General features: G+C 69.0%; 11 protein-coding genes and 1 tRNA gene. 3 read left to right on the forward strand and 9 right to left on the reverse strand.

The annotated features are described in order from the left end of the window. Window positions 1-76: 76 nt before the first annotated feature. On the forward strand, window positions 77-562 hold the full coding sequence (locus GXW78_RS07240) for a hypothetical protein (protein WP_211867432.1): 486 nt from the start codon (window positions 77-79) through the stop codon (window positions 560-562). 64 nt (window positions 563-626) lie between these two features. Continuing rightward, a complete protein-coding gene (locus tag GXW78_RS07245) occupies window positions 627-1295 on the forward strand; it encodes a hypothetical protein (protein ID WP_211867434.1) in 669 nt (222 codons plus the stop codon). Window positions 1296-1356: 61 nt separating this feature from the next. Here the strand turns inward: GXW78_RS07245 and GXW78_RS07250 are convergent. The 6 genes from GXW78_RS07250 to ssb all read right to left on the reverse strand — a co-directional run bounded on the left by GXW78_RS07250 (window position 1357) and on the right by ssb (window position 6514). After that, window positions 1357-1429 (reverse strand) — tRNA-Lys (locus tag GXW78_RS07250). Window positions 1430-1489: 60 nt separating this feature from the next. Then, complete coding sequence (locus GXW78_RS07255; RefSeq protein WP_211867436.1) at window positions 1490-1996, reverse strand: peptidylprolyl isomerase; 507 nt, start codon at window positions 1994-1996, stop codon at window positions 1490-1492. A gap of 16 nt (window positions 1997-2012) precedes the next feature. Beyond that, window positions 2013-2603 carry a peptidylprolyl isomerase gene (locus GXW78_RS07260; protein WP_211867438.1) on the reverse strand — a complete coding sequence of 197 codons (591 nt, stop codon included), beginning with the start codon at window positions 2601-2603 and terminating at the stop codon, window positions 2013-2015. A gap of 14 nt (window positions 2604-2617) precedes the next feature. Further along, window positions 2618-3127 (reverse strand): pantetheine-phosphate adenylyltransferase, encoded by a 510-nt coding sequence (gene coaD, locus GXW78_RS07265; RefSeq protein WP_211867440.1) that lies wholly within the window; start codon window positions 3125-3127, stop codon window positions 2618-2620. Next, window positions 3120-5873 carry a DNA gyrase subunit A gene (gene gyrA / locus GXW78_RS07270; protein WP_338147700.1) on the reverse strand — a complete coding sequence of 918 codons (2754 nt, stop codon included), beginning with the start codon at window positions 5871-5873 and terminating at the stop codon, window positions 3120-3122. Before gyrA ends, coaD begins: the two co-directional genes overlap by 8 nt. A gap of 110 nt (window positions 5874-5983) precedes the next feature. Further along, window positions 5984-6514 (reverse strand): single-stranded DNA-binding protein, encoded by a 531-nt coding sequence (gene ssb, locus GXW78_RS07275; RefSeq protein ID WP_211867442.1) that lies wholly within the window; start codon window positions 6512-6514, stop codon window positions 5984-5986. A gap of 266 nt (window positions 6515-6780) precedes the next feature. Between ssb and uvrA the strand changes: the two genes are divergently transcribed. Further along, window positions 6781-9642 (forward strand): excinuclease ABC subunit UvrA, encoded by a 2862-nt coding sequence (gene uvrA, locus GXW78_RS07280; RefSeq protein ID WP_211867444.1) that lies wholly within the window; start codon window positions 6781-6783, stop codon window positions 9640-9642. Here uvrA and GXW78_RS07285 read toward each other — a convergent pair whose 3' ends face one another. The 3 genes from GXW78_RS07285 to GXW78_RS07295 form a co-directional block, all read right to left on the reverse strand. After that, a complete protein-coding gene (locus tag GXW78_RS07285; RefSeq protein WP_211867446.1) occupies window positions 9643-10755 on the reverse strand; it encodes a glycosyltransferase family 2 protein in 1113 nt (370 codons plus the stop codon). Between the two features lie 64 nt (window positions 10756-10819). Then, on the reverse strand, window positions 10820-11611 hold the full coding sequence (locus GXW78_RS07290; protein ID WP_211867448.1) for a hypothetical protein: 792 nt from the start codon (window positions 11609-11611) through the stop codon (window positions 10820-10822). Between the two features lie 13 nt (window positions 11612-11624). Beyond that, on the reverse strand, window positions 11625-12266 hold the full coding sequence (locus tag GXW78_RS07295; RefSeq protein WP_211867450.1) for a hypothetical protein: 642 nt from the start codon (window positions 12264-12266) through the stop codon (window positions 11625-11627). Window positions 12267-12413 lie beyond the last annotated feature (147 nt).

Raw genomic sequence — 12413 nt, forward strand, 5'->3', positions numbered from 1 at the left:
CAGCGGATCGCCCCATTCCGGCACCGCCCGAAAGGCAGGGCCGGCAACGAACGCACCATTGCTTCGGGAGAATGACATGCGACCCATGCTCACCACGGCTGCACTGCTCGGCAGCGTGCTTCTCGCTCAGGGCGCCCTGGCGCAGACTCAGCCGGCGCGACCCGGGAACCCCCCGGCTGCCGCCCCTGCGACGCCGGCTGCGCCAACGGGCGACCGGTCGGAAGCACGCCCTGACGACGGCCCGCAGATCGTGGCGATGACGGCGCTGGAGAATGGCGCGAACAGCTTCACCGAGGGCCAGGCGCGCAGCCGCTTCGAGGCCGCTGGCTTCACGGGCGTCGAAGCGTTGCGGAAGGACGACAACGGCATCTGGCGCGGCCGCGGCATGCGCAGCGGCGCGGCTGTGGAGCTCGCGATGGACTTCCGCGGCCGGATCGCGACCGGCGCGGGCCCGATGCCGGGCGCGTCCATGCCGGCCCCCGCAGCGACGCCGCCGGCCGCTGCACCTGCTCCGGCTACACCTGCTCCGGCGACACCGGCGCCGGCAACGCCGTCCCGCTGAGCCCCGAGAACCAACCGGGGGTGCTTCGCCGAGAAGCTGCCCACCGGCATGAAAGGAACATCAGATGACGATGCGAACCAGAACTTGGCTCTTTGATACTCACGCCGCAGCGCTCGCTGCCGTCCGCGACCTCGAGGCGGCCGGCTTTACCCAGGACGAGGTGAGCCTCCTTGGCCAGGGCACCACCACGGCAGTCAGCGAAGAACCGACTGAAAGCAATGCCGGCGTCGGCGCCTCGATCGGCGGTGTGGTAGGGGGTGGTGCCGGCCTGCTGACCGGGCTGGGCATCATGGCGATACCCGGGATCGGGCCGCTCGTCGCGGCGGGCTGGCTTGCCGTGACGCTGGCCGGCGCCGGTGCGGGTGCGGCCGCTGGCGGGATCATCGGGTCGCTCACCCGGTCGGGTGTCGATGAGCGCGAAGCACATGTCTACGCCGAGGGCGTCAGTCGCGGCGGCACCATCGTCACCGTACGGACGGACAGCGTCCGGATGGATCGCGCAGCCGACATCCTGACGGCGCACGGCCCTGTCAACGTGTCGTCCCGTGAGGCCGATTATCGCGCTTCCGGCTGGAGCGGCTATGTCGAGCGCGAAGGCGGGGTGGCAGGGTCCCCGCCTGATGGCGCACCGGGCAATCCCCGGGGGACGATGGCGAGCCGCGCCGTGGACGATGTCGCCGGCACGAATATCAGCGGCGCGCGCCCGCAGAACGAGGTCCCGCCTCGGCTCTGACGGCTGAAGGCGTCGCGCCCCGCGCGGAAGTGCGGGGCGCGATTGCATGAAAGCGGAAGAATGAGCCGGGAGGGACTCGAACCCTCGACCTACAGATTAAAAGTCCGTTGCTCTACCGACTGAGCTACCGGCTCACAGCCGCGCGGCGCTTCACGCCCGATATTGGGGGCGCGGACGCGCGCCGCGTCATAGCCTCACGCGGCGTCGGCCGCCACCTTCATGCTGCGGATGCGATCCGGGCCCTGGACCATGCCGGAGCCGCCGGCACCGCGCTTGATCTTGTCGATCGCTTCCATGCCGGACGTCACCTGCCCCCAGATGGTGTACTGGCCATCGAGGCTGGTGGCCGGCGCGAACATGATGAAGAACTGGCTGTTCGCGCTGTGCGGGTTCTGCGTGCGCGCCATGCCGCAGGTGCCGCGGACGAACCGCGCGGTGCCGGGCTGGCTGAACTCGGCCTCGATGTCCGGCAGGTCGGAACCGCCGGTGCCGGTACCGGTCGGGTCGCCGCCCTGGGCCATGAAGCCTTCGATGACACGATGAAAGGGCACGCCGTCATAGAAGCCGCGGCGGGCCAGCGCCTTGATTTGCTCGACATGCTTGGGTGCGAGGTCGGGGCGCAGCGCGATGGTGACCGTGCCGTGCTCGAGGTCGAGGATCAGCGTGTTCTCAAGGTCGGCGGCCGGGGTGGTCTCGGACATGATCAGTGCCTCCTGATCAGCGGGCGTCGGTGGCGATACGCGCGGTGCGGATGCGGTCGGGGTTGGTCACCGTGCCCGAGCCCGGCGCGCCGCGCTTGATGCGGTCCACGGCATCCATGCCGGAGATCACCCGGCCCCAGATGGTGTACTGGCCGTCGAGCGACTGGTTCGGTGCGAACATGATGAAGAACTGGCTGTTCGCGCTGTTCGGGTCGGCCGTGCGCGCCATGCCGACAGTACCGCGCAGGAAGCGCGCGCGCGACGGCGGGCTGAATTCGGCGCGGAGGTTCGGAAGCGGCGAGCCACCCGTGCCGGTCCCGGTCGGGTCGCCGCCCTGGGCCATGAAGCCCTCGATCACGCGATGGAACGGCGTGTTGTTGTAGAAGCCCTGGCGGGTCAGCTGCTTGATGCGCGCCACATGGTTCGGCGCCAGGTCGGGCAGCAGCTGGATGGTCACGGTGCCGGAGGGGATCTCGAGGATCAGCGTGTTTTCCGGATCGGGCGCGGCCGGTGCGGGGGCGGGCGTGGTCTGCGCCGGGGCCTGCTGCGCGCAGGCGGCGAGGCCAAACGCGGCGATGCTGCCGCCAAGAAGCGTCCTGCGGTCCATGTGTCGGTTTCCCTTCAGCCCTGTGTTGCGCGCAGCTTGGCCAAGGTGCGGTCAAGCGTCGTCTTCGGCACGAAGCCGGAAATGTCGCCGCCCAGCTTCGCGATTTCCTTCACGAGGCGGGAGGCGATGAACTGGTTGGTCTCGGAGGCCATCAGGAAGACGGTCTCGATCTCCGGGTCCAGGCGGCGGTTCATGCCGACCATCTGGAACTCATAGTCGAAATCCGCAACCGCGCGCAGGCCGCGCACGATCATTCGCGCGCCGAGATCCTTCGCGTACTGCACCAGCAGCCCTTCGAAGGGCCGCACCTCGATGACCACGCCCGTGCGCGCCGCGATCGGCGCGACCTCCACGCGGACGAGGTCCACGCGCTCCTCGAGGTCGAACAGCGGCCCCTTGCCGATGTTGATGGCAACGCCGACCACCAGCCGGTCGACCAGCCGCGCGGCGCGGCCGATCACATCGAGATGCCCGTTGGTGACGGGGTCGAAGGTGCCCGGATAGAGGGCGACGCGTTCAGTCATTGGTCTCCGCCGTTTCCTCGGGCGGCGTTTCCTCGCCGCCTTCATCGTCGTCCGCCACGGGGAAGCAGGAGATGACCCGCTCGCCCTCGGCCAGGCGCATCAGCGTGACGCCCATGCCCTGCCGGCCGGTGACGCGCACCGCATCGGCCTGGATGCGGATCAGCTGCCCGCCATCCGTGACCAGCATCAGATGGTCGCCGGCGCGCACCGGGAAGGTCGCGACAACCTCCCTGCCCGTGCGCTTCGTCAGGGTGATGCCGTTGATCCCCTGCCCGCCCCGGCCGGTCACGCGATATTCGTGGGACGACGTACGCTTGCCGAAGCCGCCATCGGTGACAGCGAGGATGATCTCCTCCGCATCGGCCAGCGCGTCGAACCGCTCGGCGCTGAGGGCGACCTCGGCGACGGGCTCGTCACTCTCCTCGATCGGCGCGGCCTCGGCTTCCTCGCCGGCGGCGCGGCGGCGGGCGGCGGCGGCCTTGAGATAGGCCAGGCGCTCCTCCGGAGAGGCATCGCCATGGCGCAGCACCGACAGCGCGATGACGCTGTCGTCCTTGAGCAGACGGATGCCGCGCACGCCGGTCGAATCGCGGCCCGCGAAGACGCGCAGCGTGTCCGGTTCCGCCTGGAAGCGGATGGCCTTGCCCAGCCGCGTCGCGAGCAGCACGTCGTCGCCCTCGCGGCAGGTCGCGACGCCGACGAGGCTGTCGCCCTCGTCCAGCTTCATGGCGATCAGGCCGGACGAGCGGACGTTCTTGAAATCCGACAGCCGGTTGCGCCGGACATTGCCCTGCACCGTCGCGAACACCAGGTGCAGCCCGTCCCACAGCGTCTCGTCGAGCGGCAGCGGCAGCACGGCCGTGACGCTCTCGCCTTCCTGCAAGGCCAGCACCTGTCGCAGGGATCGCCCGCGCCCGGTCGCGCCGCCTTCCGGCAACTGCCAGACCTTCTCGCGGAAGGCGATGCCGCGGCTGGTGAAGAACAGCACGAATTGATGCGTGTGGGCGACGAAGGACCGGATGACGACGTCATCCGACCGCGTGCCGGCGCCCGTCCGCCCCTTCCCGCCGCGACCCTGCGCGCGGAAGGTGTCAAGCGGCGTGCGCTTCACATAGCCGTCGCGCGTCAGCGTCACCACCATGGTGCCGGGCTCGATCAGGCTCTCGTCATCGACATCGGCGAGGCCATCGACGATCTGCGTCATCCGCGGCGAGGCGATCTTGGCGCGCACGGCGAGCAGTTCGGCCGTCATCACCTCCATGCGGCGGATGCGCGAGCCGAGGATATCGAGCAGGTCGCGGATCTTCTCGCCGACCTCGCCGAGCTCCGCCGTGATCTTGTCGCGTTCGAGGCCCGTCAGGCGCTGCAGGCGCAGGTCGAGGATGCCGCGCGCCTGTTCCTCGGTCAGCCGCACCGTGCCTTCCGGCGTGATGACGTTGCGGTAGTCGTCCACCAGTTCCAGCAGCACGCCGACATCGCCGGCTGGCCAGTCGCGTTCCATCAGCGCGACACGGGCGGTCGCGGCATCGGCGCTGGCACGGATGACGCGAATCACCTCGTCGATGTTGGCGACGGCGATGGCGAGGCCGATCAGAAGGTGCCCGCGTTCCCGCGCCTTGTTCAGCCGGAAGCGGGACCGCCGCAGGATGACGTCCTCGCGGAAGCCGATGAAGGCCATCAGCGCGTCGCGCAGCCCCATCTGCTGCGGCCGGCCATTGTGCAGGGCCAGGAAGTTCACGGCGAAGGACGTCTGCAACGACGTCATCCGGTAGAGCTGGTTCAACACCACCTCCGCCGTGGCGTCGCGCTTCAGCTCGATGACGATGCGCATGCCCGACCGGTCGGACTCGTCACGCAGGTCCGAGATGCCCTCGATCGCCTTCGCACGGACCAGTTCCGCGATCTTCTCGAGCAGCGTCGCCTTGTTCACCTGGTACGGGATCTCGGAGATGGCGATCGCCTCGCGGCCGCCCCGCATCTCCTCGATCTCGGCGCGCGCGCGCAGCGGAACGGAGCCGCGGCCCGTCTCGAAGGCCTGGCGGATGCCCGAGCGTCCGAGGATCAGCCCGCCGGTCGGGAAATCCGGCCCCGGGATGATCTTCATCAGGTCTTCGAGGGTCAGCGTGTTGTCGCCGATCAGCGCCAGCGTGGCGTCGATCACCTCGGTCGGGTTGTGCGTCGGGATATTCGTCGCCATGCCGACGGCGATGCCGCCGGCGCCGTTCACCAGCAGGTTCGGGAAGGCGGCCGGCAGGACGCGCGGCTCCTCGGCGCTCTCGTCGTAATTGGCCTGGAAATCGACGGTGTCCTCGTCGATGCCCTCCAGCAGCGCCATGGCGGAGGGCGCGAGCCGCGCCTCGGTGTAACGCATCGCCGCCGGCGGATCGCCGTCCACCGAGCCGAAGTTCCCCTGCCCGTCGATCAGCGGTACCCGCATCGAGAAGGGCTGCGCCATGCGCACCATGGCGTCGTAGATCGAGCTGTCGCCGTGCGGGTGGTACTTACCCATCACGTCGCCGACGACGCGGGCGGATTTGCGGTACGGCTTGTCGGATGTGTACCCGGCCTCCTGCATCGCAAACAGGATGCGGCGATGCACCGGCTTCAGCCCGTCCCGCACATCCGGCAGGGCACGCGCGACGATGACGCTCATCGCGTAGTCGAGGTAGGAGCGGCGCATCTCCTCCTCGAGCGCGACCGGCGTCGTGTCGATGGGGGTGTCGCCTGGGGTGCTGGGGTCGCTCACGCGGCTGGGCTCGATCCGGTCACAAAGGCGCGCGGCGCGGCCGCGCGCGGGTTTCGGGCGTCATAGGCACCGTGCGGCGGCGGCAGTCAACCGCCGCACCGGGCCGGCCTTCAGAAGGGAATTTCGTCGTCCAGGTCGGTCTTCTTGGAGTCCCAGCCGCCGCCCCCGCTGCGGGAACCGCCGCCGGGGGAGGAACGCCCGCCGCCACCGCCTTCATAGCCGCCGCTGCGCGCCCCGCCGCCGCCCGAGGAGCGCTCGGCATAGCCGCCCTCCTCCGACGCCCCGCCGCCCGAACCGCGGCCGCCGATGAGCTGCAGCTCGCCGCGGAACTGGCGTAGCACGATCTCGGTCGTGTAGCGCTCCTGCCCGCCCTGGTCCTGCCACTTGCGGGTTTCGATCTGGCCCTCGATGTAGACCTCGCTGCCCTTGCGCAGGTACTTCTCGGCCACTTCGCCCAGGCGTTCGTTGAAGATGGCGACGGCGTGCCACTCCGTGCGTTCCTGTTGGTTGCCTTCGCGGTCCTTGTATCGCTCGGAGGTTGCGATACGCAGGTTCACGACCTTACCGCCGTTCTGGAAGTTGCGGACTTCCGGGTCGCGGCCCAGCCGCCCGAGGATGATCGCCTTGTTGACGCCTGCCATGCTGATTTCCGCCGCGGTCTGAGGTCCCGGAAATATCGGATTTCCGGCCAATTGCGTAAACCGCAGTCAATACTCGCTTCGGCCGTGCACGGCCAGCCCCGGGACCCCGCCACGCCAGGCGCGCCCCGCCGTGCGCGGGGGCCTGCCCGGAGGCTGCCGCATTGCAACATCCCCTTCCCTTCCGGCACCTCCCGGATCATATAGTAAAGAGAACATCACCGGAACATCACCGGCCGGCTCCGCCGCGCCAGGTTCGGAGCCCCTGCATGACCGGCCAGATCCGTATTCGCGGCGCGCGGCAGCACAATCTCAAGGATGTCGACCTCGACATTCCGCGCGACAAGCTGACGGTCGTCACCGGCCTGTCCGGGTCGGGCAAGTCGTCGCTCGCCTTCGACACCATCTACGCGGAAGGCCAGCGGCGCTACGTCGAGTCGCTCTCGGCCTATGCGCGGCAGTTCCTGCAGCTCATGCAGAAGCCCGATGTGGACAGCATCGAGGGCCTGTCGCCCGCGATCTCCATCGAGCAGAAGACCACCAGCCACAATCCGCGTTCGACCGTCGGCACGGTCACCGAGATCCACGACTACATGCGCCTGCTCTGGGCGCGCGCGGGCGTGCCGTACTCGCCCGCGACCGGCCTGCCGATCGAGGCGCAGACGGTCTCCCAGATGGTCGATCGCGTGATGGCGATGCCGGAAGGCACGCGGCTGCTGCTGCTCGCCCCCGTCGCCCGCGGCAAGAAGGGCGAGTTCAAGAAGGAACTCGCCGAGCTCCAGCGCCGCGGCTTCGAGCGCGTGAAGGTCAACGGCGAGCTGCACCTGATCGCCGAGGCCCCGAAGCTCGACAAGAAGCTGAAGCACGACATCGAGGCGGTGATCGACCGCATCGTGGTCCGCGAAGGCATCGCGCAGCGTCTCGCGGATTCCTTCGAGACCGCGCTCGGCCTGTCCGACGGCATCGCCTATGCCGAGAATGCCGACACGCAGGAACGCACCGTCTTTAGCGCGAAGTTCGCCTGCCCCGTCAGCGGCTTCACCATCGAGGAAGTCGAGCCACGGCTGTTCTCCTTCAACTCCCCGCACGGCGCCTGCCCGTCCTGCGACGGTCTCGGCACCGAGACCTTCTTCGACCCGATGCTGGTCGTGCCGCAGGACGACGTCTCTCTGAAGGATGGCGCCGTCGCGCCCTGGACCGGCGCGCAGTCGCCCTACTACACGCAGACGCTCGACAGCCTCGCGAAGCATTTCAAGTTCACGATGACGACCGCGTGGCAGGACATCCCGGCCGCAGTGCGCCAGCAGATCATGTTTGGCACCGGCGATGAGGTCGTGACCCTCCGCTACAAGGACGGGCTGCGCGCCTATGAGGTGAAGAAGCCCTTCGAGGGCGTCATCCCGAACCTCGAGCGCCGCTTCAAGGAAACGGACAACCCGTGGGTGCGCGAGGATCTCTCGCGATACCAGGCGCAGAAGCCCTGCGCGGTCTGCGCCGGCTACCGGCTGAAGCCGCAGGCGTTGTCGGTGAAGATCGCGACGAAGCATATCGGCGAGGTCAGCGAGCTGTCGATCCGCCGCGCGCGCGACTGGTTCGCGACGGTGATGGAGACTCTGACGCCGCAGCGCCAGGAGATCGCCCGCCGCATCCTGCGCGAGATCGAGGAACGGCTGCAGTTCCTGGTCGATGTCGGGCTGGACTATCTCAGCCTCGGACGCGGTTCCGCGACACTCTCGGGCGGCGAATCGCAGCGCATCCGCCTCGCCTCGCAGATCGGCTCCGGCCTGACCGGCGTGCTCTATGTGCTGGATGAACCCTCCATCGGCCTGCACCAGCGCGACAATGAACGCCTGCTGACGACGCTGCGGCGCCTGCGGGACCTCGGCAACACGGTGCTGGTGGTCGAGCATGACGAGGATGCGATCCGCCAGGCCGACCACCTGATCGATATCGGCCCGGCCGCGGGCAAGGGCGGCGGCCACGTCATCGCCCAGGGCACGCCGGCCGAGGTCGCCGCCAACCCGGCCAGCCTGACCGGCCAGTACCTGTCCGGCATCCGCCGCATCGAGGTGCCCGCGACGCGCCGCAAGATCGACCGCAAGAAGCAACTCCGCGTCGTCGGTGCCACCGGCAACAACCTGAAGAACCTGACGGCGTCGCTACCGCTCGGCACCTTCACCTGCATCACCGGCGTCTCCGGCGGCGGCAAGTCCACCCTGGTGATCGAGACGCTGTACAAGGCCGCCTCCCGTCGCCTGATGGGCGCGGCCGAGGTCCCTGCCCCGCATGAGCGGATCGAGGGCCTCGACCTGCTCGACAAGATCATCGACATCGACCAGTCGCCGATCGGCCGCACGCCGCGGTCGAACCCCGCGACCTATACCGGCCTGTTCGCACCGATCCGCGACTGGTTCGCGGAGATGCCCGACAGCCGCGCCCGCGGCTACAAGCCCGGCCGCTTCAGCTTCAACGTGAAGGGCGGCCGCTGCGAAGCCTGCCAGGGTGACGGCCTCATCAAGATCGAGATGCACTTCCTGCCCGACGTCTACGTCACCTGCGACACCTGCAAGGGCAAGCGCTACAACCGCGAGACGCTGGAAGTGAAGTTCCGCGGGAAGTCGATCGCCGACGTCCTCGACATGACGGTGGACGAGGGCGTGGAGTTCTTCAGCGCGGTGCCGTCGATCCGCGACAAGCTGTCCGTGCTGCGCGATGTCGGCCTCGGCTACATCCATCTCGGCCAGCAGGCGACGACGCTGTCGGGCGGCGAGGCGCAGCGCATCAAGCTGTCGAAGGAACTCTCCCGCCGCGCCACGGGCCGCACGCTCTACATCCTCGACGAGCCGACGACCGGCCTGCATTTCGAGGATGTGCGCAAGCTGCTCGAAGTGCTGCATGCGCTTGTTGACCAGGGCAACACGGTGGTGGTGATCGAGCACAACCTCGAAGTCATCAAGACCGCGGATTGGGTGCTCGACCTTGGCCCCGAAGGCGGCGAAGGCGGTGGCCGCCTCATCGCGGAAGGCACGCCGGAGGACATCGCCGCCGTGGCCGAAAGCCACACCGGCCGCTTCCTTGCTCCGCTGCTGACGACGCGGGAGGCGCGGCCGGCGAAACGCAAGCGGGCCTGATCACGGCCCGGTCTGGTGCTGGAACTCCCGCATGCGGACGATCTCGCGCCGCAAGGCGCGAATAGTGGTCCTGCCAGCATGCTGCCGTATCACCGCCGCCGGCACCGTCCGGCGGTCCAGCATCAGGTGCCACAGCGTGGCAATCTCCTCCTCGGTCGCCAGCCGATCGGGGTCGTCGCGTTCCGCCTCCAGCGCGGCGATGGTCGGCTCGAGGGACTTGGCCCGCCAGGCGCGCAGCATCGTCCGCGCCGACGCAGCGATCCGCGCAATCTGCTCCCCGGTGACGGGTTCCATCGTGAAGCGGTCCCCCGCGGCCAGGCGGGCACTGTCGAAGCCTAGCTTCCTGAAGACGCCGGGCGTGAAATGCTCGCCCTCCTGGCCGATGTAGCGAGCGAAGCAGACCGAGGTATTCAGCCGCGCCAGGCCCAGCTCGGCACAGGCCAGTTCAGACGCCGCATCCTGGCTGACGCCGACGGCCGCCATCTCGCGCTTGCGCCACAGGCGGAACAGCCGAAGCCGGTTCCGCGCGCGGTAGTCGTTGCGTCGGACTTCGTCCCACCAATCCCCATTGCACTCACAGATGCGCCGCCAGGCATCGCGCCGCAGGCCGAATCCCCAATGGTGGCCGAGCTGCTGCAGGCCGACAGCCGGCCCCGGCTGCGGGTCCTTCTGCGGCCCATAGGCGGCGAAGGTGCCAACCTGCGCGGCAAAGGGCTCGGTCGCGAGGCGCATCGCCTCCAGCGCCGCAAGATACAGCGGGCCCGGCTCCAGATCGTCCTCGAAGAAATATCCGACGTCGCAATCCAGCGTCTCGAAGACGTGGCGCTGGCCGCGCAGGACGTTCTCGGCAATGCCGAGATTGTGCTCCGCCGCCAGCACCTCGCCTTCGGGGAAGTGATGGCGGAACACCTCGATGCTGCGGCGCAGGCGCCGGGGCAGCGCATGGCGATGGCCGGTCAGCGCCGACACCTCGCCATCCTGCGCGAGGATCACCCGCGCCGGATCGACACGCACCTGCGTCTGTCCCAGCAGCCCGCGACACAGCTTCTCAAGGTATTGCGGCCGGTCGAAGGAGAAGATGACGACCGGCACGCCGACCGTCCCGGACGGCACGCCCTCGATCATCCTTCGGCCCCGCGCATTGCGCGGCCATGCTTCACGGCGGCCCCCCGCGGCGTCAAGTTGGCGGCAGCCCGCCGGCCTGCCGGATGGCGGCGCGCTCCTCCGGGCTCAGCGTCACGAAGCGCAGCTTCTCGTCCAGGGGGAAGGCCGGGCCGCCCTCCGCCGGGCGCAGCGCCAGCATCAGGCCGCGCTGCTCATCCAGCACGAAGGGCTTGTCCTTTTTCCCGACAGGCCATTCGAAGGCCGTGCCGTGCTCATCCCGGATCTTCCATGTCTGCTGGCCCCAGCCGTCGAAGGCCACGGGAACCGGCTCCAGCACCCGGCCGGACAGCGCCTTCACCTCGCCGGATATCCGCTGCGCCTTCCGCGCCGCCACGAAGCCGCCGGCGATCAGCGCCAGCGCGACGATGACGGCGCCGATCGCGGTCACGATGCGGTTCGTCAGGCGCTCGATACCGAGGTCGGTGCTGACGAGGTCCGGCCTCGCCGGGTCCATCATCGGCATGACGTTCCAGGAGCCCATATGCGGCTCGACGAACATGTAGCTCATGGTGCGGGTGCCGGTGCCGTCCTTGCCGCGCCAGGTGAGCGTCACCTCGCAATCCTGGAACATGAACAGGCGCGACCGGCAGCGGCCGCCGTTCACCCGCACCTGCGGCGCCGGCCGTGCCGTATCGCGGATGGCGAGGTCGTCGCGGATTTCGGGCGCGATCTGGGCGCCGACCAGCACTAGGAAACCGCCGAACAGCAGCAGGCCCAGAATGGCGAGCACCCAGCCCCCGGTCGCGCTGCGGCCGGGCTTCAGGGTCAGCGGGCGGCGCGGGAAAGCAGCAAGCACGGACTGCATCGGAAACTCCGGATCAGGGCATCGGGAAGGGCAGCGCGGCGAAGCCGCCGGCGCGCAGCGAGCCCCAGGCGATCAGCGGCATCTTCGGCAGCACCTCGAAGGCGCCGAGTGCGATGGGCGACGGCTTCCACGCCGCGAAGTCGCGCAGGCCGGGGATGAAGTTCTGCGAGATCTCGTAGCCCCCATGCCAAGCGAGCGGCACGCCCTGGCTCTCGCGCACCGCCGGGTCGGGGTCCTCCATCACCGGAAAGCCCCGGCCGTTCCACGCCCGCAGCGTCTGCTTGACGCGCACCCAGAACAGCGTGTCGGCCACGCCGAAATCCGGCGTCAGGGCCAGCTTCATGCGCACCATCTGCTCGATGCCGGTTCCGGAATCCTCGCTGCGCCCGCCGATCTCAAGGAAGGTGCCGCTGGTCATCCACCACGGGGAGGTCAGGTTCACCCAGTCCGGAATCGCATCCCCATTGGCGTCCACGGAATGGCCGATGCGGATCAGGATCTCGCCTGGACGGATCTTCACCTGTTGGGGAAAGGAGATGCCGCCACGCGCCGAGCGGCTCGACGGATTCCAGCCCTGCGCGAAGGCGAGGTTGCGATCGCCTGTCGCCCCCCCGAATTCCGCATCGTTCACCGGCATGGTCTGCGACTCCTGCATGCGTTGTCATCCGAGCCGTACCGCAGGAGTCCGCATCGGGCGATGAACCCGCTCACAGCCGGCTGTGGTGCGCCTCGCGTGCCGATCAGCCGCAAACCCAGGCGGGCATTGGCTCCACGGCGCGGGAACCCGTCAGATCACGTCAGC

The sequence above is a fragment of the Neoroseomonas terrae genome, assembly GCF_018129025.1.
Classification (GTDB): Bacteria; Pseudomonadota; Alphaproteobacteria; order Acetobacterales; family Acetobacteraceae; genus Neoroseomonas; species Neoroseomonas terrae.

Bases quoted from the DNA above. Each gene is read 5' to 3' on its own strand.
- ssb (WP_211867442.1), bottom strand. From the start codon at position 6,514: ATGGCAGGCGTCAACAAGGCGATCATCCTCGGGCGGCTGGGCCGCGAC.
- GXW78_RS07290 (WP_211867448.1), bottom strand. From the start codon at position 11,611: ATGCAGTCCGTGCTTGCTGCTTTCCCGCGCCGCCCGCTGACCCTGAAG.
- uvrA (WP_211867444.1), top strand. From the start codon at position 6,781: ATGACCGGCCAGATCCGTATTCGCGGCGCGCGGCAGCACAATCTCAAG.
- GXW78_RS07240 (WP_211867432.1), top strand. From the start codon at position 77: ATGCGACCCATGCTCACCACGGCTGCACTGCTCGGCAGCGTGCTTCTC.
- GXW78_RS07260 (WP_211867438.1), bottom strand. From the start codon at position 2,603: ATGGACCGCAGGACGCTTCTTGGCGGCAGCATCGCCGCGTTTGGCCTC.
- coaD (WP_211867440.1), bottom strand. From the start codon at position 3,127: ATGACTGAACGCGTCGCCCTCTATCCGGGCACCTTCGACCCCGTCACC.
- GXW78_RS07295 (WP_211867450.1), bottom strand. From the start codon at position 12,266: ATGCAGGAGTCGCAGACCATGCCGGTGAACGATGCGGAATTCGGGGGG.
- GXW78_RS07245 (WP_211867434.1), top strand. From the start codon at position 627: ATGACGATGCGAACCAGAACTTGGCTCTTTGATACTCACGCCGCAGCG.
- GXW78_RS07255 (WP_211867436.1), bottom strand. From the start codon at position 1,996: ATGTCCGAGACCACCCCGGCCGCCGACCTTGAGAACACGCTGATCCTC.